Source organism: Candidatus Binatia bacterium (assembly GCA_036493895.1).
Lineage (GTDB): Bacteria > Desulfobacterota > Binatia > UBA1149 > CAITLU01 > DATNBU01.
Genome location: DASXOZ010000028.1, coordinates 1 through 20,311, shown reverse-complemented (window position 1 = coordinate 20,311; position 20,311 = coordinate 1). Strand labels below are relative to the sequence as shown.

At 66.8% G+C, this 20,311-nt stretch carries 18 protein-coding genes, 1 tRNA gene and 1 pseudogene; 13 read left to right on the top strand and 7 right to left on the bottom strand.

Annotated elements, in window-relative coordinates:
* Nucleotides 1-243 precede the first annotated feature (243 nt).
* The 6 genes and pseudogenes from VGK20_07410 to VGK20_07385 all read left to right on the top strand — a co-directional run bounded on the left by VGK20_07410 (nucleotide 244) and on the right by VGK20_07385 (nucleotide 5,619).
* Complete coding sequence (locus tag VGK20_07410; protein ID HEY2773863.1) at nucleotides 244-732, top strand: hypothetical protein; 489 nt, start codon at nucleotides 244-246, stop codon at nucleotides 730-732.
* Nucleotides 733-885: 153 nt separating this feature from the next.
* The gene (locus VGK20_07405) at nucleotides 886-1,623 is read left to right on the top strand and encodes a DUF1566 domain-containing protein (protein ID HEY2773862.1); all 738 of its coding nucleotides are present in this window, start codon (nucleotides 886-888) and stop codon (nucleotides 1,621-1,623) included.
* A 263-nt stretch (nucleotides 1,624-1,886) separates the two neighbouring features.
* Complete coding sequence (locus VGK20_07400) at nucleotides 1,887-2,714, top strand: hypothetical protein (protein ID HEY2773861.1); 828 nt, start codon at nucleotides 1,887-1,889, stop codon at nucleotides 2,712-2,714.
* Between the two features lie 228 nt (nucleotides 2,715-2,942).
* Nucleotides 2,943-3,035, top strand: a pseudogene (locus tag VGK20_07395) (plasmid maintenance system killer protein).
* 10 nt (nucleotides 3,036-3,045) lie between these two features.
* On the top strand, nucleotides 3,046-3,369 hold the full coding sequence (locus VGK20_07390) for a HigA family addiction module antitoxin (protein HEY2773860.1): 324 nt from the start codon (nucleotides 3,046-3,048) through the stop codon (nucleotides 3,367-3,369).
* Nucleotides 3,370-3,591: 222 nt separating this feature from the next.
* On the top strand, nucleotides 3,592-5,619 hold the full coding sequence (locus tag VGK20_07385; GenBank protein ID HEY2773859.1) for a hypothetical protein: 2,028 nt from the start codon (nucleotides 3,592-3,594) through the stop codon (nucleotides 5,617-5,619).
* Between the two features lie 145 nt (nucleotides 5,620-5,764).
* Here the strand turns inward: VGK20_07385 and VGK20_07380 are convergent.
* Together VGK20_07380 and dksA are read right to left on the bottom strand one after the other, a co-directional pair.
* Nucleotides 5,765-5,840, bottom strand: a tRNA-Ala gene (locus VGK20_07380).
* A gap of 25 nt (nucleotides 5,841-5,865) precedes the next feature.
* On the bottom strand, nucleotides 5,866-6,246 hold the full coding sequence (gene dksA, locus VGK20_07375; GenBank protein ID HEY2773858.1) for an RNA polymerase-binding protein DksA: 381 nt from the start codon (nucleotides 6,244-6,246) through the stop codon (nucleotides 5,866-5,868).
* Between the two features lie 133 nt (nucleotides 6,247-6,379).
* Here dksA and larC point away from each other — a divergent pair, with 133 nt between their 5' ends.
* Nucleotides 6,380-7,564, top strand: a complete 1,185-nt coding sequence (larC, locus tag VGK20_07370) for a nickel pincer cofactor biosynthesis protein LarC (protein ID HEY2773857.1) — start codon at nucleotides 6,380-6,382, stop codon at nucleotides 7,562-7,564.
* 35 nt (nucleotides 7,565-7,599) lie between these two features.
* On the opposite strand, the gene bioD is transcribed toward larC, so the two are convergent.
* Genes bioD through bioF form a run of 3 tightly spaced genes read right to left on the bottom strand, consistent with a single transcriptional unit; the run spans nucleotide 7,600 to nucleotide 10,921 of the window.
* Nucleotides 7,600-8,334 (bottom strand): dethiobiotin synthase, encoded by a 735-nt coding sequence (gene bioD, locus VGK20_07365; protein ID HEY2773856.1) that lies wholly within the window; start codon nucleotides 8,332-8,334, stop codon nucleotides 7,600-7,602.
* Between the two features lie 2 nt (nucleotides 8,335-8,336).
* Nucleotides 8,337-9,740 carry an adenosylmethionine--8-amino-7-oxononanoate transaminase gene (bioA, locus tag VGK20_07360; protein HEY2773855.1) on the bottom strand — a complete coding sequence of 468 codons (1,404 nt, stop codon included), beginning with the start codon at nucleotides 9,738-9,740 and terminating at the stop codon, nucleotides 8,337-8,339.
* The gene (gene bioF, locus VGK20_07355) at nucleotides 9,737-10,921 is read right to left on the bottom strand and encodes an 8-amino-7-oxononanoate synthase (protein HEY2773854.1); all 1,185 of its coding nucleotides are present in this window, start codon (nucleotides 10,919-10,921) and stop codon (nucleotides 9,737-9,739) included. The genes bioA and bioF overlap by 4 nt, the downstream gene beginning before the upstream one ends.
* Nucleotides 10,922-11,240: 319 nt before the next feature.
* Between bioF and VGK20_07350 the strand changes: the two genes are divergently transcribed.
* The 4 genes from VGK20_07350 (at nucleotide 11,241) to VGK20_07335 (ending at nucleotide 15,330) form a co-directional block, all read left to right on the top strand.
* Nucleotides 11,241-12,044 carry a GNAT family protein gene (locus VGK20_07350; protein ID HEY2773853.1) on the top strand — a complete coding sequence of 268 codons (804 nt, stop codon included), beginning with the start codon at nucleotides 11,241-11,243 and terminating at the stop codon, nucleotides 12,042-12,044.
* 17 nt (nucleotides 12,045-12,061) lie between these two features.
* The gene (locus VGK20_07345) at nucleotides 12,062-12,664 is read left to right on the top strand and encodes a DNA-3-methyladenine glycosylase I (protein HEY2773852.1); all 603 of its coding nucleotides are present in this window, start codon (nucleotides 12,062-12,064) and stop codon (nucleotides 12,662-12,664) included.
* A 135-nt stretch (nucleotides 12,665-12,799) separates the two neighbouring features.
* Nucleotides 12,800-14,560: a glycosyltransferase family 39 protein gene (locus VGK20_07340; GenBank protein ID HEY2773851.1), complete on the top strand. Its 1,761-nt coding sequence runs from the start codon at nucleotides 12,800-12,802 to the stop codon at nucleotides 14,558-14,560.
* A gap of 35 nt (nucleotides 14,561-14,595) precedes the next feature.
* Nucleotides 14,596-15,330, top strand: a complete 735-nt coding sequence (locus VGK20_07335; GenBank protein ID HEY2773850.1) for a polyprenol monophosphomannose synthase — start codon at nucleotides 14,596-14,598, stop codon at nucleotides 15,328-15,330.
* A gap of 68 nt (nucleotides 15,331-15,398) precedes the next feature.
* Here VGK20_07335 and VGK20_07330 read toward each other — a convergent pair whose 3' ends face one another.
* Together VGK20_07330 and recO are read right to left on the bottom strand one after the other, a co-directional pair.
* Nucleotides 15,399-16,382, bottom strand: coding sequence for an NAD(P)H-quinone oxidoreductase (locus VGK20_07330; GenBank protein ID HEY2773849.1), 984 nt, complete (start codon nucleotides 16,380-16,382; stop codon nucleotides 15,399-15,401).
* Entirely contained in the window at nucleotides 16,379-17,245 is an 867-nt protein-coding gene (gene recO / locus VGK20_07325; GenBank protein ID HEY2773848.1) for a DNA repair protein RecO, read from the bottom strand. Before recO ends, VGK20_07330 begins: the two co-directional genes overlap by 4 nt.
* Nucleotides 17,246-17,518: 273 nt before the next feature.
* Between recO and grpE the strand changes: the two genes are divergently transcribed.
* A complete protein-coding gene (grpE, locus tag VGK20_07320; GenBank protein ID HEY2773847.1) occupies nucleotides 17,519-18,139 on the top strand; it encodes a nucleotide exchange factor GrpE in 621 nt (206 codons plus the stop codon).
* 123 nt (nucleotides 18,140-18,262) lie between these two features.
* A complete protein-coding gene (gene dnaK, locus VGK20_07315; GenBank protein HEY2773846.1) occupies nucleotides 18,263-20,197 on the top strand; it encodes a molecular chaperone DnaK in 1,935 nt (644 codons plus the stop codon).
* The last annotated feature ends 114 nt before the right edge of the window (nucleotides 20,198-20,311 follow it).

Sequence of the window (20,311 nt, the reverse complement as noted above, 5' to 3'; positions counted from 1 at the left end):
CGTTGGCGTGCAAGACTGCGATGACGGAAGTGCTGGAAGGCATCGGGCAATCCGTCGCTTTCCAAAGGCGCCAAGTACGCCAACGCGAACAGCTTCCCCGACGGAATCACCGAAGCTCTCCTCAAGCCGGGCGATGGGCGCGCGTGGTTTGCGGTGGCCCGCAACTGCCGTCCGCTGCGGCGTGGTGTGGGCTCCATCACTCGACTTCCGCCAGTCTCGCGAACGCGATAGAGGAGCTTCGCAATGAACCTTTGTCGATGCGTCCGCGCCGTCGCACCACGCGCGGTCGTGGCCCTCGCGATCACGGCATCCGGCTACGGGTGCGGCAACGGGAACGCTACCGGGAACGCCACCGACTACTCACTTACGTTTTCAGTCGAACCCGGGGATGCCGTGCCGGTTACGATCGGAGCCCTGCAGTTCGAGGTCACGTATCTCGGAAACAACGGCGGCTTCATCGGAAGCGGCGACCAGATCGACTGCGTGGTCCTGGTCGACGCGATCGTTGCCGGTAACGATCCCCGGCAGGATGTCGCCAGGATCGGAATGATCAGCCTGCAGGGTTTCCACGCCCCGAGCCCGATCATACGGTGCGGCTTCCGCACCGCCGACGACCTCGCGCCCGAGTCGTTCCGGATCGAAGTCCTCGACGCGTCCGACACCAATTCCGAGTCGCTCGATCCGCCGCCGGTGGTCGTCTTGTCCTCGATGGCACCAGGCTCGCGGGACTGATCGCACGCGGTGCGTGACGTCGCGTGATCTCGCGAGTAGTGGATTGCTTACGACGTCGCCACCACGACCGCTTGACCACAGCGTCTGAAGACTGTCAGGAAGGGACACCCGGCGCGGATTTTCCCGCGCGGCGGTTCCAAGGAGTACCCTTCGATGCGAAAGATTGCCGCAATTCTCGTGTTTGCTCTGGCCGTGGCCTTTGACGCACCGGCCGCGTGGTCGGGCAATATCGGACCGGTCTGTGGAGACGTGAACCACAGCGGAAACCTGACGGCGACTGATGCGCTCGCGGTGCTCCGGGCCTCGGTCGGGCAACCGGTCAAGCTCGACTGTCCGCCTCCGGGCGGTCCCCTGGTCACCGGGATCACGGATTGCGTGGATCCCGACGCCGGCGAGATTGCCTGCAGCGGAACCTCGGGCCAGGACGGGGATCTGCAAAACGGTGTCCGGCACAACTACATCGACAACGGCGACGGCACGATCAGCGATCCCGCGACCGGCCTGATGTGGGAGAAGCTCGCCAACGACAGTTCGACCCACGACATGGACAACGTGTACACGTGGTCGAACGCGTACCTGAAGATCGGTGGGCTCAACAGCGATACCACCGACGGATTCGCCGGCCACAAGGACTGGCGCCTTCCCAACATCAAGGAGCTCGAGGCGCTGTCGGACCTCGACGTGGCCAGCCCGGCCGTCGCGCCGGGATTTCGCACCGCGTGTCCAGCGGGCTGCACGGTGACCGAGTGCAGCTGCACGGCCTTTGACGATTACTGGTCCTCGTCTCCTTTCTTCGGCGCCGTCGAGGCGTGGACGGTGACTGCGTTCGGAACGACGACGCACCATTCGATGGACGCCAGCTTCCGCGTGCGGGCGGTGCGGACTCTCTGACCCGCGATGCGCTTTCTCTGAACGTTGCGACGTGAGCTTGCCGGGGCGCAGCGGATGCTGCGCCCCGGCAGTCGCGGCGATTGCGTCAGCGCGTCCCGCGCGCTCTCAGCTTCCCGTCCGCGTTGCGCGAGACCCGGCTTTCATCGTAGGTTCCGTCGAAGCAGCCTCTCTGAATCATCGAGGTGCGCCACTGTGCTGATCGCGGGCGTATGATAAGAGCCATCCTGGGAAACGGTCCCACATGGGGGCCCTCGAGGGATGTCATGATGCGAAGAACGATCACAGGCGCGGCAGTTGCCGCAATGCTCTTGAACGCGACGATTGCGCTGGCCGGCGCGGCCAAGGTCCCGGTCTACTACGATGTCGAAGACAAGCCGTTGCGCACGGGCGCCCCGGCAGGAACGATGCTGACAGTGGAACTCCACGCGCTGGCGGACTGCAGTGACCCGGCGGTTTACAGCCAGTCGTTGCCGGTCGAGGCGCTGAAGATCGACGCCACGAAGACCGTAACGCCCAAAAACGCGGCCAAGAGTGCGAAGACCGATCGGCTGACCGCGGTGCTCGTCGGCGTCGACGTGCCGCAGAACACGTTCCTCAAGGTGACCGGAAGCGGCATCATGCCGGTCGGCGGCGACTGCCAGGCGCAGGTCCTGAGTGGCGCCGTGGTTCACAGCGCTCTGTCGATCGTCCAGATAATCCCTGGCGGAGATGCTGTCACGGTTTTGCCTGGTACCGGGCTTCCGCTCTCCGTTGTCGCAGGTTCGGCGGGTGCCGGTCTCCTGTTCAATCCTATGACCGGGAATGTGAGCGTCTCCGTTGAGGGCGACTACATGGCCTCGTTCGGATTCAGTCCAGGCGAGATCAACGACTCCATCGGATTGGTCCGGAATGGCCTCACCGTTTTCGGCTCGATTGTTCACAACGGATCGACCACCAATTCCCTGGTCGGTCATTCGATGCTCGTGCAACTCGCTGTCGGGGACACCCTGAGCATCAATAATCTAACCGGCACGATCTTGAACTTGAGCGCTCCGGACCCGGCGGGAGAACTGACGACGGTGGCCTATCTGACCCTCACTCAGATTCAGTAGACGCATTCTGCCGTTTGAAATAGCCACACGGCGGACCGCACCGGGTCCGCCGTGCGAGAAACGCGACCATCGGCGTGCTCGTCGTGCTCGCCGGGAATGTCCAGCGCGCAGCGTCCGATTCGACGCAACGCACGGCGCCATGCATCCACGCTCCACAACGTAAGCGTTTCCACGCGCGTGGTTACGCTAACGGGCGAGTGTGGACTGTACTGGATGAAGGCTTGGTGGAGCGGGAGGATCAACGATCAGTGGCGGATTTGCTTTGCGTGGCCGTACAAATCCGCGGGGCCGACCGACGTCGAGATCGTCGATTACCATTGAGAGGTGTGACATGGGACGTAGCGCGATTCACCCCGGCGAACATCTTGCCGAGCAACTCGAAGAACTGGGAATGAGTGCCGCCGAGCTCGGCCGGCGCCTTGGGGTTCCTACGAACCGGGTCACTGGCATCCTGAACGGCCGGCGGGCCGTCACGGGCGATACGGCCCTGCGACTGGGGCACTTCTTCGGGAACAGTCCCCAGTTCTGGATGAACCTTCAGGCGATGTACGACATTCGCGTTGCGGAGAAGAAGGTGGGGGGTGTGATTCGGTCGCTACCGACGCTGCTACCGAATCGCGGACGGATGACGGGGCGCCAGGCACACGGCGCGTGATCTCGGGCACGACCCCGATGGCAAGTAAGTAGAAATACGAAATCATCACCTGATCGCGGATCGCGCCGGTCCGGCCGTGAGGGACCGTCCCGCCGAAGCTGCTGCACGGGCCTCCTGGACAAGGCGTTTTTCGCAGGGAGCTGCCGCTGGGCTTGCCTCGACCAACCCGTTACACGGCAGGTTCGTGGCCGCATCGGCCGTTTTCATCCTCGGGAGAACAGCATGCTTCGTGGATTCCTTCTCGCTCTCGCCGTGCTCTTCGGCAGCTCCCATGCCGCGGAGGCGGCGCCGTCATGCCTCGCGGCGAGCGTGGCGAGTGGGCCTACTGCGATGTGTGCGGTACGTGTGGACGGCGTCGCATCGTGCTGGGATGACGCCCAGACCACGACGCCGATCCGTCAGCGCGCGCTCGGTACGTTCAAGCAGGTTTCCGTCGGATCCGATCGAAGCTGCGGCATTCGCCGCGACGGTACCGTGGCGTGCTGGTTTGGTTACGGCAACGACGAGTGGGACGTGACGGCGCCGGCGCCCCAAGGAAAGTTCTCGCTGCTCGCGCTCGAACCGTCGTGTGGTGCCTACGCGGGGTCACTGTGTCTCGGGCTTCGCGAAGACGGCACGCTTGTAGAGTGGTCCGCCGACAATCCCACCTCCGTCTCGATCCCGCTCGCAGGAACTTTCGTCGATTGGCAGGGACCGTGTGGCCTTCGGGCGGACGGAACCGTGGAATGCATCGACGGATGGACGGCGCCCGACGGACGCTTCAGGTCGCTGGGGATGGGCGAGCAGCTGTCGCGTTGCGGCATTCGCGACGACGCCACGATCGCGTGCTGGACGAAGGCGGAAAGCATCACGACTTTTCCGCATTTCCCCGCCGGCGAGTACGATCGCGTTGCGCTTGCGTCATTGGGCGTCGGCTGCGCTCTCGACGTACACGGCGCGGTTGTCTGCCGCGACCACGACGAGGACATTCCGTTCCCTGCTGGAACCTATCGTGAGATCACCGCGGCGCAGCGTGGTCTGTATCCGTCCTACATGCGCGTCTGTGCCGTCAGTGACAACGGTGACCTCGTGTGCGTCGGCGGATCGAATGCGCAGAGCGACGTTGCCTCGCCGTTTCAGGCTCCCATGACCGGATCCTTCACGCACGTGGCTGGTGGTGGCGACACTGCACACCGCGCGTTCGGCTGTGCGCTCGATACGGCCGGCGAAGTTTCGTGCTGGGGCAACGAGGCCCCGTACTCGCCGTATCCGCCTCCGGCCGGACCGTTCGACCAGATTACGATGGGCACCTACCACATGTGCGGACGAAGGCCCGACCACACCGTCAAGTGCTGGTCTTCCTCTTCCGCCTACGCAGCGCATTCGCCGGAAGGCGAGTTCCGGCAGATCTCCGCAAGCTTCCTCGACTTCACCTGCGGGGTCCACGACGACGGGACCGTCGCCTGCTGGCGCGCCGATACAGGTGCGGTGCTCGACGGGCCGGAAGGACAGTTCACAGAGGTTGCCGCCGCGGGTCTGTTCAGCTGCGGACTCAGGCCGAACGGTGACGCGGAGTGCTGGAGTCATTCGATCTTCCCCGAGCAGTTTGATCCCGTCGTTCCTGCCGGACCGTTCGTCCACATTGCGGGCGCCGGCAGTCAGCTCGGCCTCGGCACCTACGTCTGCGGCGTCCATCCGGACGGCAGCATCCAATGCTGGGGGAATGCGACGGAAGGTCAGCTCGACCCGCCGGGTGGAGCGTACCAATCGGTTACCGGAGGCGCCGAGTTTGCGTGCGCACTTCGAACCGACGGAGAGGTCGACTGCTGGGGCACCGACCTGTTTACGCACGCACCGAAAGGACCGTTCGTCGAGATATCCGCGGGCTACCGCCACACGTGCGGACTGAAGACCAACGGCAGCTTCGAATGCTGGGGCCAGGATGCAACGGTTTCGTTCTGCGGAAGCGATGCGGCGTGCGGCGACGGCGAGGTCGCGTATCCCGAACAGTGCGACGATGGCACGGACAATGACGGCGGCCAGCCCTGCACGAACGACTGCGAGATCGTCCGCTGCGGCCAGCCGGTCAGCATCCGTACGCAAAGGCCGCACATCAGCGATGCTCTGTTTGTGCTGCTCGCCGCCAGCGACGCGCGCCGATGCGCGCTGGCGGTGTGCGATGTCGACGACAGCTCCGCGGTCACTGCGACCGATGCGCTCCTTGTCCTGCGCGCGGCGCTCGGGCTTGGCGGTGAGCTCGCCTGTCCCTGAAGACGGCGTACAGAAAAAAATCCGCCAGTGCGAGGGCGCCTGGTATCGCGTGCACGTCGGAGGCCTGGGGCCTCCAGAAGTCTCATTGGCTACCGGCAGTTCGCTGGTCCGATGCGGCGAGTACGGCCTGTCGCGGATGAAGGCTTGGTGGAGCAGAAGGGATTCGAACCCTCGACCCCCACGTTGCGAACGTGGTGCTCTCCCAGCTGAGCTACTGCCCCAAGCCTTGTGCGCCCGATGATCGCCTCAGGGGCGATTGGGCCTTTGTTCGTCTGCTTCCTGCTCCGATTTGCACGCAATGCACAGCGTGGTCATCGGCCGCGCCTTGAGCCTGCCGATCGTGATCACTTCCCCGCACTCCTCGCACTCGCCGAAGGTGCCGTCGTCGATGCGCCTCAGCGTCTCCTCGATCTTGTCGATCAGTTTTCGCTCGCGGTCGCGGATGCGCAGGTCCCGCGTCGAATCGCTCTCCCAGGCGGCCCGGTCGGTGGGGTCGGGGAAAGTCTCGGCGACGTCGCCCATGCGCGTGACGGTCTTGCCGGCGTCGTCCATGAGCTGGGCGCGCTGCGCGTCCAGCAGTCGCCGGAACATCTCGAGCTGTTCGTTGGTGAACGGGGATCGGAACATGGTCGGGTTCGCTATAGACGGCGGTGGTCCGGCTCCGGAAACGCGGAATGGTAGCATCGCCCGGGCCGGGAGCAAGCCGGCCCGCCGGCGCTTGCATCGGGCGCGCGCCGGGACCGGAATCGGGCCTGTCGGCATGAAAATCGCGCATTTCGAGGCTGGTTCCGGCATCGCCGGCGACATGACGGTCGCTGCGCTGCTCGACGCCGGGGCCGGCAGGGGACTGTCGATCGCGGCGCTTCGCGAGGCGCTTTGCGCGCTGCCGCTGACGCACTACGAGGTCGCCGCCGACGCAGTCGAGGTCGGCGGCATCCGTGCGCTGCATTTTCGCGTCGAGATCGACGAGGCCGCTCATTCCCGGGAGCGACTGTGGCCCGAGATCCAGGACCTGCTCGAAGAGGCGCAGCGCCGCGGCCTTCCCGACGGTGCGCTGAGCCGCTCGCTGGCGATCTTCGAAGTGCTGGCGATGGCCGAATCCGAAGTGCACGGCGTGCCGGTCGAGCGCGTGCATTTCCACGAAGTCGGAGCGGTCGATTCCATCATCGACATCGTGTCGGCGGCGTGGTGTCTCGATCGTCTCGACATCGAGATGTGCACCGTCTCGGCGATCCCGTCCGGCAGCGGGTTCGTCGACACCGAGCACGGAAGCCTCCCCGTCCCTGCGCCTGCAACCGCGAAACTGCTGCAGGGATTCGACGTGCGCATGGGCGACGGCGACGGAGAGCTCGTCACGCCCACCGGCGCGGCGATCCTGGCCGCGATGGCGCGGCCGATGCATCCGCTGATGACGATCGAGGCCGGCGGCTGCGGCGCTGGCACGAAGCGGCTTCGCGACCGGCCCAACGTCCTGCGCGTATTCCTCGGCGCGGCCGACGACGTGAGCGACGAAAGCCTCGTGCAGGTCGAAGCCGACATCGACGACATGACGCCGGCTGCGCTGGCGGCCGCATGCGAAGTGCTGCGAAACTGCGGCGCGCGCGACGTCAGCGTGCTGCCGCTGCAGATGAAGAAGGGCCGGCTCGGGATGCGCCTCTGCGTTCTTTGCGATCACGGCTCCGTCGAGAAGCTCGCGGCTGCGATCCTGCTGCATACGACGTCGATCGGCGTGCGCTACCGCGCCGTGCATCGCAACGTGCTCGTGCGCCGGATCGACGTCGTCGAGACGACGAGCGGTCCCGTTCGCATCAAGACCGTTGCACGGCCCGACGGATCGGAAACTGCCGAGCCGGAATTCGACGACGTTGCGCGTGCCGCGCAAAAAAGCGGAAAGCCCTTTGCCGACGTGCGGGCCGAAGCGCTCGCCGCTGCCAAAGTGCGCTAGCAGGCAGACCAGGTCCGGGGGTTTCCCGTAGCCTGTCAGGAGGCCGACGTTCCGGCCGTGAAGTAATCCAGATCGAGGCAGCCTTCGGCGCGGTCGGCCAGGTAGTCCAGGTCGCAGCGAAGAAGCGCGTCGATGAACGGCATCGCGCCGAGGTCCCTTGCGGGCGTGAAGCGGCCGATGATGTCGCGATTGGTCTTGAGCGCCAGCTCGTATTCGCCGCCGGCGCTGATTTCGTTGAGTACGTAGCCCGCCACTGGAATCCCGTCGCGCGCCAGTGCATCGAGCGTCAGCAGCGCGTGATTGATGCAGCCGAGTCGCGACGCGATGACGACGACGACGGGAATCGCAAGCTCGCGCGCCAGATCGCAGCTCGTGTACCCGTCGGCCATCGGCACCATCAGCCCACCGGCACCTTCGACGAGCAGGAAGTCGCACGACGCGGCGATCTCGCGGAAGCGGGCAAGCACGACGTCTTTGTCGATCCGCGTGCCCTCGGCTTCGGCGGCAACGAGCGGCGCCGCCGGCGCGCGCAGAAGGTACGCGGCGACATCCGACGGGCTCTGCGCGCCGCCGGCGGCGCGAGCGAGCTTGATGCAGTCGGTGCCGACGAGTACGCCGTCTTTTTCGGCGCAGCCCGTTTCGACGGGTTTCATCGCTGCGACGCGCAGGCCGCGCCGCGATAGCGCCTTCAGGATCGCGCAGGAAACCAGCGTTTTTCCCGCGTCGGTGTCGGTGCCGGTGATGAAAATCGCACGCGCGGCCATCGGCATCGTCACTCGCGGGTCGCGCGCCGCACGGCGCGCGCAGTGGTGACGACCAGTGTTTCCAGCAGGTCGTCGGGGAGCGAAAGCGTGGGCATCAGCACCATCGTATCGCCGAGGGGGCGGATTGCCACTCCGTCATCGCGTGCGATCAGCACAGCGCGGTGCGCGCGGCGCTCGTCGGTTGCGAAGCGCTCGCCTTCTTCGGCGTCGCGCCACAGGTCGAAGGCCGCCATCATTCCGACCCGACGCGGCGGCCCGGCGTGCTCCAGCGGTGCGACGTGCTCATCGAGCAGCTGGCCGAGGCGACGCCCTCCCTCGGCCGCGCGCTGGAGCGTCTGCTCGTCGTCGAAGACGTCGAGGCTGGCCAGTGCTGCCGCGCACGCGAGCGGATTGCCGCCGTAGGTGTGGCCGTGAAAAAGCGCACGGTACTGCGACGGACGTCCCGAGAACGCTTCGTAAATCTTTTCTGTCGCGAGCGTTGCGGCCAGCGGCAGGTAACCACCGGTGATGCCCTTGGCCAGGCACAGGATGTCGGGCGAGATGCCGGCCTGCTCGACGGCGAACATCGTTCCGGTGCGACCGAATCCCGTCGCGACTTCGTCGCATACCATCAGGCAGCCGGATCGATCGCAGAGCTCGCGCACGGATCGCAGGAACGACGGCGGCTGCGGCCAGATTCCGGCCGCTCCCTGCACCAGGGGCTCGAGCACCACGGCCGCGACGTGCTCGCCTTCGGCGTCGAGCAGCGCTTCGAGTCGCGCCAGGCTTTCGCGCGCCGCCTCCTCCAGCGCTACGTCGTCGCACGCGCCGCGCCCGTCGATCGGCTGGCAGAGAAACGGAGGCTCGAACTTGGAGACACGAAACGTCAGCGCCTCGTAGCCGCGATGAAAAGGCTCCGAGAATCCGAGGCTCACCGACCCGAGGGTGTCGCCATGGTAGGCCTCGGCGAGCGTGACGAAACGCGAGCGCTCGGGGTGCCCGCTCTGGCGCTGGTACTGGAACGCCATGCGCAGCGCCACTTCGACCGACGTCGAGCCCGAGTCGGAGTAGAACACGCGCGTGAGCGGCAGCGGTGTCATCGCGACCAGACGCTCGGCAAGCTCGATCGCAGGCACGTGCGAAAGACCGAGCATCGTCGAGTGCTGGAGACGGTCGAGCTGGGAGTGCAGCGCCGCGACGATGGCGGGATGTCCGTGGCCGTGCACGTTGCACCACAACGAGGAGACGCCGTCGAGATAGCGGCGTCCGTCGGTTCCGAACAGCCAGAATCCGCTGGCCCGCTCGACGACGAGCGGGTCGTAGGAGAGCCATTCGCTGGTCTGCGTGAACGGGTGCCACAGCAGGCGCCGGTCCTTTTCGACGAGCGCCTGGTGGCGGGCGTCGGCCAGCGCTTCGTTGGCGGCCCGTTTCACTGCGCGGTCTCTCCGAGGATTTCGACGAGAGCGGCGGCGACGCCGTCGATGTGTTCTTCTTGGTGAGTCGCCATCAGGCTCAGGCGAAGCCGCGAGGTGCCGTCCGGCACCGTCGGAGGCCGGATGGCGGCGACATAGTAGCCTCGCTCGAGCAGCGCGGCGGCGGCAGCGACCGCGCGCCGTGCATCGCCCACCACGACGGGCAGGATCTGGCTTTCCACGTTGGGCACGCGAAGACCTGCTTCTCGAAGCCGCAGTCCGAGCGAGCGCGCATTTTCGAGCAGGCGGAACGCACGGCCCGGCTCGCGCGCAATGATGTCGAGGGCCGCCGATGCGGCCGCGGCAGCCGACGGCGGCAAACCGGTCGTGAAGATGAACGGTCGCGCGCGATTGATCAGGTGCTCGATCAGGCGGTGCGAGCCGGCGACGTAGGCACCGAAGCTCGCGAGAGCCTTGCCGAGGGTGCCCATGTGCACGTCGATTCGCGACGTCAGTCCTTTTTCGGCAACCAGCCCCGCTCCCGCCGGACCGAAGATTCCGGCCGCGTGCGCTTCGTCGACCATCAGCCAGGCACCGTGCGCTTCGGCTGCATCGGCGATTGCCGCAAGCGGCGCCAGGTCGCCGTCCATCGAGAATACCGATTCGGTGACGACGAGGATGCGGCGCGCGTCTGCGCACGATGCGAGCGCCTCGTGCAGGCTGTCGACATCGTTGTGTCGGTATACGGCGACGCGCGCGCGCGACAGGCGGCAGCCGTCGATGATGCTCGCGTGGTTCAGCTCGTCGCTGACGACCGCGTCGCCGGGGCCGACGAGCGAGGAGATTACGCCGATGTTCGCGTGATAACCGGTCGACCACAGTAGCGCTGCGTCGACGCCTTTCCATGCCGCGATCTTCTCTTCGAGAAGCGCATGCGGCCTCATGTGACCGGAGATCAGGCGCGAGGAGACGGCGCTGGCCCCGTAGTTGCGCGTGGCGCGGGCCGCGGCCTCGACGACTTCCGGGTGCGAGGCCAGGCCGAGGTAGTTGTTCGAGCAGAGAAGGACGGCGTCGCGGCCATCGACGCGGACGACCGCGTCCTGGGCGCCGTCGATCGTCCTCAGGCGCCTGAGCAGTCCGCGCTCCTCGATGGCGTCCAGCTCGCGGCCGATCTCGTCGTCCAGGGCGAACCGTGGCGGCATGTTCGCGCTTCTGCTCGAAGCAAAGGCCATCGCAAAGCGGTGCTAATGGTGGCCCGGCGGGCAGTCAACCCTCCCTCGATTGGGTGGTTCACAAGAACTTGGGGGAGCGGAAATTCGGTCGGAGCCGGCCACCGGATCCGGACCGGAGCCCCGCCGCAGCCACCGGATCCGGACCCGGAGCGCCCGCCGCAGCCTCGAATCCGGACGGGAACATCCGCCGCAGCCTCTCGTGCCGCGGAACGCCTCGAGCCGCAGCTTGGCCGGAGCGTCGCCGGAGCCCCGGTGAAAGAGCGGCCAACGGCACGCTCCGGGTGCGAACGTGTGCGCACGCGTTGGATCGAACGGGCACCGCGTCTACGTTGCGCGCCGGTTCGCGATGCCGGTGGTGACAAACAGCTTCGGCCAGCCGGTCGGTCCTCCGCTGGCGGGATGGACGCCGCGTCCGGTTCCGGCGCGTGAGCCGATGGACGGCCGCCTGTGCCGCCTCGAACCGCTGGAGGCCAGCCGCCACGCGCGCCTGCTTTTCGACGCGTACCGCGCCGACCCCGAAGGCCGCAACTGGACCTACCTTCCGTACGGTCCGTTCGCGACGGCCGACGAATACGCGAATGCGGTCCAGGTGATCCAGTCGCTCGACCATACGATCCCGTTCGCAATCGTCGACCGCGCGAGCGAGAGGCCCGTCGGCGTTGCGGCCTGGCTGCGCATCGAGCCGGCGATGGGAACGATCGAGGTCGGTCATCTCAGCTATTCGCCGGCAATGCAGCGCAGACCGATTGCGACCGAGGCGATGTACCTGATGATGAAACGCGTCTTCGACGACCTTGGATACCGCCGCTACGAATGGAAATGCGACAGCGCCAACGCCCCGTCGCTGGCCGCTGCCCAACGACTCGGCTTCCGTTTCGAAGGCGTCTTCCGCCAGCACATGGTCGTCAAGGGCCGAAGTCGCGACACCGCATGGCTCTCGATCCTCGACAGCCAGTGGCCGGCGCTTCGCACGGCGCTCGAAAGCTGGCTCGCCGACGGCAATTTCGACGGAAAAGGGCTTCAGTCCCGCTCCCTGTCGTCGTTCATCACGGATGCGCGCGGAGCAGCGGGCAGCGAGGCGCTGCGGCCCTGAGCCGCCGCGGCGATGAAGTGGCAGACCGCCTCAAGCGTTGTCCGTGGGTGGACCTCGGCAAGCCGGACTACGTCGCCTACCACGACAAGGAATGGGGGGTGCCTGTCCGCGACGACCGGCGCATCTTCGAGTTCCTGACGCTGGAGGCCGCGCAGGCGGGCCTCAGCTGGTACACGATCCTGAGAAAGCGCGAGTCCTACAGGACGGCATTCGCCGATTTCGATCCGGAGCGCGTCGCGCGCTTCACGCCGGCACGCATCGAGAAACTGCTGCAAGACCCTGGCATCGTGCGAAACCGTCTCAAGGTGCAGTGCGCGGTCGCCAACGCCAGATGTTTCCTGGCCGTGCAGAAGGAGTTCGGCTCGTTCTCCAAATACATCTGGGCGTTCGTCGACGGCAGGCCCATCGTCTCGAGCGGTCTTCGACGCATCGAGGATTATCCCCCGCGCACCGACCTGTCGGACACGATCAGCAAGGATCTCAAGAAGCGCGGTTTCCGTTTCGTCGGCACGACGATCGTTTACGCGCACCTGCAGGCCACCGGCATCGTCAACGATCACGCCGTCGATTGCTTCCGGCGCAAGCAGCTCGTCGGCACTCGCGGCGGACGCTCGAAATAGTGGCTTCGGACTGCGATGACGCGAAAAAGCAGCAGGAAGCCGCCCCGGGCGCCGCGGCCGGGGGAAACCGCGGGAAGCGGCAGGCGCGAAGATTCTGCCGGCGAACGCAGCGCCACTAGCACTGCGCGTTCGCCGGTGGCGCCGGCATCCACATCGGCTCGCCCGACGTCACCTTCACCATCCGAATCGTCGCGCGCCGCTGCGTCGCTTTCGCTGGCCGATTTCGATTCCGATTCCGGTGACAGCCTGCAGGCCGCTGCCGGCCGCCCGATGGTGCGGCTGGTTGCGGCCATCGTCCTCCTGGCCGTGTTCGCGCTCGGCGCCGTCATTCCGGCGCGCACGAACACGCCGACTCCCGACGAGTTCGTCTACGTACCGGCCGGGCTCTACCAACTTCGCACCGGCGATCTTTCGTTCGATCCGACCAACCCTCCGCTTCTGAAGATGCTGATGGCGCTTCCGCTTGCCGCGATGGACGCGCGCATCGACGCGGACCCGCGGCTGCGCGACAACCGCACCGGCTGGGGGCCGTGGATCTTCGGCACCAGCTTCATGCAGCTCAATCGCGACCGTTATCTCGACCTGTTTTTCGCGGCGCGCCTGGTGATTGTCGCGCTCGGTGTCGGGCTCGGGGTGCTGTTGTTCGCACGCGCGCGAGAGCTTGTGAGCCCTGCGGCCGCGATCGTCGCGCTGTTCCTGTTCGCGACGATGCCTCCGCTCGTTGCTCATAGCGCGGTGGCCACGCTCGACCTCGGAGTCAGCGTGCTGCTCGTGGCCGCCCTCGTTGCGACCGACCGCTTCGCATCGACTCGCGAATGGGGCTGGGCGGCGCTTACCGGGGCACTGTTCGGTTTCGCGTTCGTCGTCAAGGGAACGGCGGTGCTTTTTGCGCCGCTGGTGCCGTTGCTCGTCGCGCTGCGGTGGCAGCGCTGGGACGGCCCGTCGCTGCGGTGGTTCGTCGTCGGTGGCGCGATCATGGCGGCGTCGGCCTGGGTCGCGATTCTCGCGTCGTACGGCTTTTCGGGATTTCCGCTGCCGGCTCCGCTCCTCGAAGGCCTTCGCTTCCAGCTCGCCGCGAGCAGCGCGGGGGAATATCCCGCGTTCCTCGACGGGCGCTGGTCGCAGACAGGATGGTGGTACTACTACCTGGTCGCGCTGGCGCTGAAGACGCCGATTCCGACGATCGCGCTCCTCGCGCTCGGTCTTTTCTCTACCGCTGTGCTGCTGCGCAGCACCGAGAAGCGCGCGTCGGCGCTGTGGCTGCTGCTGCCCCCGCTGCTGCTCGTGTACTTCCTGTCGTTCCACTACGCGAAGGACTACGGAGTGCGCTACCTGCTGCCGGCGTTTCCTTTTCTCATCCTCATCGCGGCACAGGGCGCCGACGTGCTGCTCGGGCGCGCTGCCGGGCGCTGGATTCTTGCGGGGCTGCTCGCGTGGCAGGCCGTCAACTTCGTCGTCGCCGAGCCCGATCCCCTGTCGTGGTTCAACGAGTTCGCCGGAGGCCCGGAGCACTCCCGAAAGCTTCTCCTCGATTCGAATCTCGACTGGGGACAGGACCTCGGGCGGCTGGCCGCCTGGCTGAAGGGACGGGGAAGCACGAGCGCGTGCATCGGCTATTTCGGTCACGTCGATCCGAAAGTCTACGGGATCGATTTCACGCTTCCGTCCCCGGCCCCCGCGCCGGGCCTTTGCGCGATCAGCGCGAACTTCCTCGGCGGTTATCCTTACGCGATCACGTACGCCGGCAATGGCATCCGAGGGGTGCGCGCCGGCGCATGGAGCTGGTACGACCGGCTCGAGCCGGTCGCGAGAATTGGTCGCTCGATCTACGTGTTCGATGTCACTGCCGAAGACGTCGCGCGACTGGGCAGCACACCGGCGCCGCGTGTTCCTTGACAACGCGCGGCCTCGCAACGATACGACGACGCCGAATGCCCGACCCCGCGACGAGCCCTGCTGTCGTCATCCCGACGTACAACGAGAGCGAGAACATCGTCCGTCTCGTCGACGCGATTCTTGCGCTGCCGCTCGGCGCCCACGTCGTTGTCGTCGACGACAATTCTCCCGACGGCACCGGGCGGCTGCTCGACGAGTACGCGGCGCGCGACTCGCGCCTGCACGTCGTGCACCGCCCCGCCAAGCTCGGCCTCGGCACGGCGCACATCGCCGGGATTCGCCGCGCCCAGGAGCTCGGGCTGGATCCGATCGGCACCATGGATGCGGATTTCTCGCATCATCCGCGCTACATCCCCGACCTCGTCGCGGGGCTCGAACAAAGCGACGTGATGATCGGATCGCGCTACGTGCCGGGCGGAGGCACGCGCGATTTCAAGCTGCACCGGCGCCTGCTCAGCCGCGGCGCCAATGCGTTCGCGCGCGGGCTGCTCGGGCTCGAGCCCGCCGACTGCACGGCCGGCTTCCGCTTCTATCGCCGCGAGGCGCTGGCGGCGGTCGATCTGGACCAGATTTTCTCGAACGGCTACTCGTTCCTGATCGAGATCCTCTACCTCGTGCAGGCCTCCGGCGCGGCCGTCGGCGAGACGCCGATCCTGTTCGAAGATCGCCGCGAGGGCGTCTCGAAGATCTCGCGCAAGGAGATCGCCCGCGCGATCTACACGGTGCTGCGCCTCTTCGTGCAGCGAGGCCGCATCCGCGCCCCGGCATAACGGGGATGGAATGGGGTCAGGCACCAGAGGAATGGGGTCAGGCACTATTCCTCTGGTGCCTGACCCCATTACACGCGTAGCACGATTTTTCCGAAGTTTGCGTTGGATTCCATCAGGCGGTGCGCGGCGGCGGCTTCGGCAAGAGGGAGGACGGTGTCGACGACCGTGCGGATGCGGCCGCTGGCAAGGTGCGGCAGCACGCTCTTCTCGAACGCGCGCGTGGCCGCCGCCTTCTCTTCGAGGGAGCGCGCCCGCAGAAGGGTGCCGCGGATCGATGCGCGCTTCTGCATCAGCATGCCAAGCGGCAGGTCGCCGGTGAAGCCTCCCATCAGGCCGATGACGATGATGCGGCCTTTCTCGGCCAGCGAGCGCAGGTTCCCTTCGAGATAGGACGCGCCGACGAAGTCGAGGATCACGTCGACGCCGCGCTTGCCCGTCTCCGTCGCGATGCGTTCGGCGAAATTCTCGCTCTTGTAGTCGATGCCGACGTCGAGCCCGAGCGCCGTCGCCTGCTCGAGCTTTGCAGCCGATCCCGCCGTGCCGAAGATCTTTGATGCGCCCATGGCGCGCGCAATCTGGATCGCAGCCGTGCCGACACCCGAGCCGCACGCGTGGACGAGAACGCTCTCGCCGCACGTAAAGCCGCACTGCACGAGAGCATCGTGCGCCGTGATGAACGCCTCCGGCACCGACGCCGCTTCCTCGAAGCCGAGCGACGACGGAATCGGCGAAGCCAGGCGGTGGTGGATCGCGATCTTCTCTGCGTAACCGCCGCCGGCGAGGAGTCCCATCACGCGATCTCCGGCGGAAAAACCTGTCGTTGCCGCACCCGCCGTGGCGACGGTGCCCGCGAACTCGAGCCCCGGAATTTCGAATTCGGGCTTCGCGCCGGGCTGCGGATAGAGCCCGCGTCGCTGCAGCAGATCGGCCCGGTTGAGCGCCGTCGCACGCACGCTCACCAGCAGGTCGTCGGCACTCGCGTGCGGGTCGGGCAGCTCGCGCAGCGTCAGTACTTCGGGTTCCCCGTATTCGGCAATCACGATCGCTTTCACGTCAGCTCCTTTTTTTCGAGGTCACCGGGGCTCGCTCCCGAGGCGTCCTTGTCCGCGTTCTCGTCGGTCTGGTTTGTGCCGTCCGCGAACTCGCGCGCCAGAGACTTGAGGAACGCGCGCGAGCGCAGCGGCTTTTGCAGGTGCAGGTCGACCAGCCGCTCGAGCAGCGCAGTGGCCAGCCGCGCGACGTCGGGCGACGCCTGCGGCGGAACCCTCGCGGCGGCTTCGCGGACATACGCCATCAGCTCCGGATCGATGACGCGGCGGCTAGGGCGGAAGCTCCCGCTCGAAGGATCGACTCCGGCGGCTTCGGCTTCGTGGCGCGCGCAGATGACGCCGCTGCCGCGGCTGTCGAGGATGGGCCGCGAGTACTCGGTGACCGGCTCCGCGCAGATTCCGCAGGCGTCGAAGTCGGGTGCCCAGCCGCTGCGGTCGAGCAGCCCGAGCACGAAATGGTGAGCCAGCGGCTCGACGGCGTCGCGGCCGAGGCGGCTGACGACGTCGCGGTAGAGCTCATACAGGTCGGGGCAGGGGTCCCGGTCGGCGGTCATCAACTCGGCCAGCTCCGTCAAATAGGAGCCCCACGCGTAGGCATCGAGGTTGGCCGCCAACGCCCGGTTCGACCCGAGCACGCGGCTCTCGTGAAGAAAAGCCAATGAAAACTGAGACTTACGATCAAGCCGCACCTGGAGTTCCTGGAAAGGCTCGAGAGCACCCCCGGCAAAGCGACGGGTCGAGCGCCGGGCCCCCTTCGCGATCGCGGAAATCTTGCCGGCGGCCTCGGTCAGCAGCACGACGATGCGGTCGGACTCGCCGAAGTTGCGGCCCCTCAGGACGAAGGCACTGGTGACGGTTTCTTCCATGTTGAGCCTGCGCGGGTTGGCCCGCGCGGGCGCAGCTGGCGCACGCCCGCAGCGCGGCGCCGGGCCCAGAAAACGTCGCCCCCGCCCAATTGGCAAGGCCGGCGCGTCGCCGGGGCGCCGCTGCGCATCGCGCGAGGCTGCTCGACCTGCCCGACCCCCCGCGGTGCAGCGTGCACCACGAATTTTCTGCCCGAGCTGGCCCGGGAGGCATTGACAGGCGGCAGCCGCGCCTTAGCTTCCGGCCGCCGCGGCGTGCGCCCCGGCGTCCCCGTCATGACCGAACGCGACGAAAGCGAGACCTCGGCTACCCGCGCCGATTCCGAGGGCCGCCGCGAAACCGCGGCCAACCGCAGCGAGGCGGCAACATCCGTGGATGCGACCGGAGAGGACGCCGAACCGGCAATCGCGACCGCCGAAGACCAGCTCGACGCCGCGCGCAAGGAAGCTGCGGAAAACTACGAGCGCTTCGTGCGCGCCAAGGCCGACCTCGACAACATCCGCAAGCGTCACCAGCGCGAGCTCGAAGACAGGGCGCGTTACGACGGTGAGTCGCTGGCCCGCGACATCCTGCAGGCCATCGACGACCTCGAAAGGGCCCTCGGACACGCGGGCAGCGCCGGCCCCGCCGTCACCGGAGGCATCGAGCTGGTGCTCAAGGGGCTGCTGTCTGCGCTGAAGCGCAACGGGGTCGAAAGGATCGAGGCCCAAGGCAAGCCGTTTGACCCGGCCGAGCACGAAGCCGTCACGATGGTCGCGACCGACGAGGCCCCACCGGGCACCGTCGTCGCCGTTTTCCGCGCGGGATACCGGATCCGCGACCGGCTGCTGCGCGCCGCGATGGTTTCGGTCGCAAGGGCGCCGCAAGACGACCCGGCAATGGATCAGGAATCCTGAAATTGGGCTTGCGCTGTCGGTCTCGGTGCTTACCTAGCATCCAAGGCGCGACGAGGCGCACAAATTCCCGAAGGCCGTCCGAGGTCCACTGAGGCCCGCGGCTTTCGTTGCAAGAGGGAACCCATGGGCAAGGTCATCGGCATCGATCTCGGTACCACCAATTCCTGCGTGGCCGTCCTCGAAGGAGGGCAACCGACTGTCATCGCCAACTCCGAAGGCGGTCGCACGACGCCGTCGGTCGTCGCGGTCAACGACAGCGGCGAGCGTCTGGTCGGCCAGATCGCGCGGCGCCAGGCGATCACGAATCCGCGCAACACCGTTTACGCGGTCAAGCGCCTGATCGGCCGCCGCTACGACGACGCCGACGTTGCCAAGGCGCGCACCCACCTCGGCTACGAAGTCGTGCCCGCCGACAACGGCGCCGCGTACGTCAAGCTCGGCGGCAAGGTGATGAGCCCTGCCGAGATCTCGGCGATGGTGCTGCAGAAGATGAAGAAGACCGCCGAGGACTACCTCGGCGAGACGATCACCGACGCAGTGATCACCGTGCCTGCGTACTTCAACGACAGCCAGCGCCAGGCGACCAAGGACGCCGGGCAGGTGGCCGGCCTGAACGTGCTGCGCATCATCAACGAGCCCACCGCGGCGGCTCTTGCCTACGGCCTCGACAAGACGGGCGACCGCAAGATCGCGGTGTTCGACCTCGGCGGCGGCACGTTCGACATCTCGATCCTCGAGCTCGGCCAGGGCGTCTTCGAAGTGAAGGCGACCAACGGCGACACCTTCCTCGGCGGCGAAGATTTCGACCAGGCCATCATCGAGTTCCTCGTCGCGGAGTTCCGCAAGGACCAGGGCATCGACCTTTCGAAGGACCGCATGGCGCTGCAGCGCCTGAAGGAAGCGGCCGAGAAGGCCAAGTGCGAGCTGTCGACGTCGGCCGAGACCGACGTCAACCTGCCGTTCATCACGGCCGACCAGTCGGGCCCGAAGCACCTGAACATCAAGCTGACGCGCGCCCGGCTCGAGTCGCTGTGCGCGCCGTTGCTCGACCGCCTCGACGGCCCCTGCCAGACCGCGATGCGCGACGCCGGACTTTCGGCGGCGCAGATCGACGAGGTCGTGCTGGTCGGCGGCATGACGCGCATGCCGGCGGTGCAGGAGCACGTGCGCAAGCTGTTCCAGAAGGAACCGCACCGCGGCGTCAACCCCGACGAAGTGGTCGCGATCGGCGCGGCGATCCAGGGCGGCGTGCTGGCCGGCGAGGTCAAGGACGTGCTGCTGCTGGACGTCACTCCGCTGTCGCTCGGCATCGAGACTCTCGGCGGCGTGTTCACCAAGCTGATCGAAAAGAACACGACGATCCCCACCCAGAAGGCGCAGGTGTTCTCGACGGCCGAGGACAACCAGCCGGCAGTGTCGATCAAGGTGTTCCAGGGCGAGCGTGAGATCGCCGTGCACAACAAGCTGCTCGGCCAGTTCGACCTGACGGGAATCGCGCCGGCGCCGCGCGGAATGCCCCAGGTGGAAGTGACGTTCGACATCGATGCCAACGGCATCATGCACGTGTCCGCCAAGGACAAGGGCACCGGCCGCGAGCAGAGGATCGAGATCAAGTCCGACAGCGGCCTTTCCAAGGACGAGATCGACCGCATGATCAAGGACGCCGAGTCGCATGCGGCCGAAGACCACAAGAAGCGCGAGCTGGTCGACGCCCGCAACGAGCTCGACACGATGATCTACCGCCTCGAGAAGAGCCTCGCCGATGCCGGCGAAGCCGCCGACGAGTCGCTCAAGAGCGAAGTCAAGGCGGCGGTCGAAAAGGCAAGGCCCGCGCTGCAGCTCGAGAACGTCGATGCGATCCGCGAAGCGAAGAACGAGCTCGAAAAGACTGCGCACAAGCTCGCCGAGGTCATGTACAAGAAGGCCCAGGCCGACGGAGCTTCGCAGCAGGGCGGCGGAGACGGGGCACATCCGGGCGCCGGAGCTTCGGCGGGAGGCCCGGGCAAGTCGGGCGATGACGTCGTCGATGCGGACTTCGAGGAAGTGAAACCGGGGTGACGCAGCGCGCGGCAATGCGCGCTGCGCGCATCAGTTCCCGTGCGACGTTCGCGTGAGATGCGTGCCTCGGGCAATCATGCGATCTCGGGGTCGATGGCGGGGTCAGGCACCAGC

Bases quoted from the DNA above. Each gene is read 5' to 3' on its own strand.
- bioD (HEY2773856.1), bottom strand. From the start codon at position 8,334: ATGCCGATGGCCGCGCGTGCGATTTTCATCACCGGCACCGACACCGAC.
- VGK20_07410 (HEY2773863.1), top strand. From the start codon at position 244: ATGAACCTTTGTCGATGCGTCCGCGCCGTCGCACCACGCGCGGTCGTG.
- VGK20_07390 (HEY2773860.1), top strand. From the start codon at position 3,046: ATGGGACGTAGCGCGATTCACCCCGGCGAACATCTTGCCGAGCAACTC.
- VGK20_07405 (HEY2773862.1), top strand. From the start codon at position 886: ATGCGAAAGATTGCCGCAATTCTCGTGTTTGCTCTGGCCGTGGCCTTT.
- bioF (HEY2773854.1), bottom strand. From the start codon at position 10,921: ATGCCGCCACGGTTCGCCCTGGACGACGAGATCGGCCGCGAGCTGGAC.
- dksA (HEY2773858.1), bottom strand. From the start codon at position 6,246: ATGTTCCGATCCCCGTTCACCAACGAACAGCTCGAGATGTTCCGGCGA.
- recO (HEY2773848.1), bottom strand. From the start codon at position 17,245: ATGGAAGAAACCGTCACCAGTGCCTTCGTCCTGAGGGGCCGCAACTTC.
- VGK20_07335 (HEY2773850.1), top strand. From the start codon at position 14,596: ATGCCCGACCCCGCGACGAGCCCTGCTGTCGTCATCCCGACGTACAAC.
- dnaK (HEY2773846.1), top strand. From the start codon at position 18,263: ATGGGCAAGGTCATCGGCATCGATCTCGGTACCACCAATTCCTGCGTG.
- larC (HEY2773857.1), top strand. From the start codon at position 6,380: ATGAAAATCGCGCATTTCGAGGCTGGTTCCGGCATCGCCGGCGACATG.
- VGK20_07385 (HEY2773859.1), top strand. From the start codon at position 3,592: ATGCTTCGTGGATTCCTTCTCGCTCTCGCCGTGCTCTTCGGCAGCTCC.
- VGK20_07400 (HEY2773861.1), top strand. From the start codon at position 1,887: ATGATGCGAAGAACGATCACAGGCGCGGCAGTTGCCGCAATGCTCTTG.
- grpE (HEY2773847.1), top strand. From the start codon at position 17,519: ATGACCGAACGCGACGAAAGCGAGACCTCGGCTACCCGCGCCGATTCC.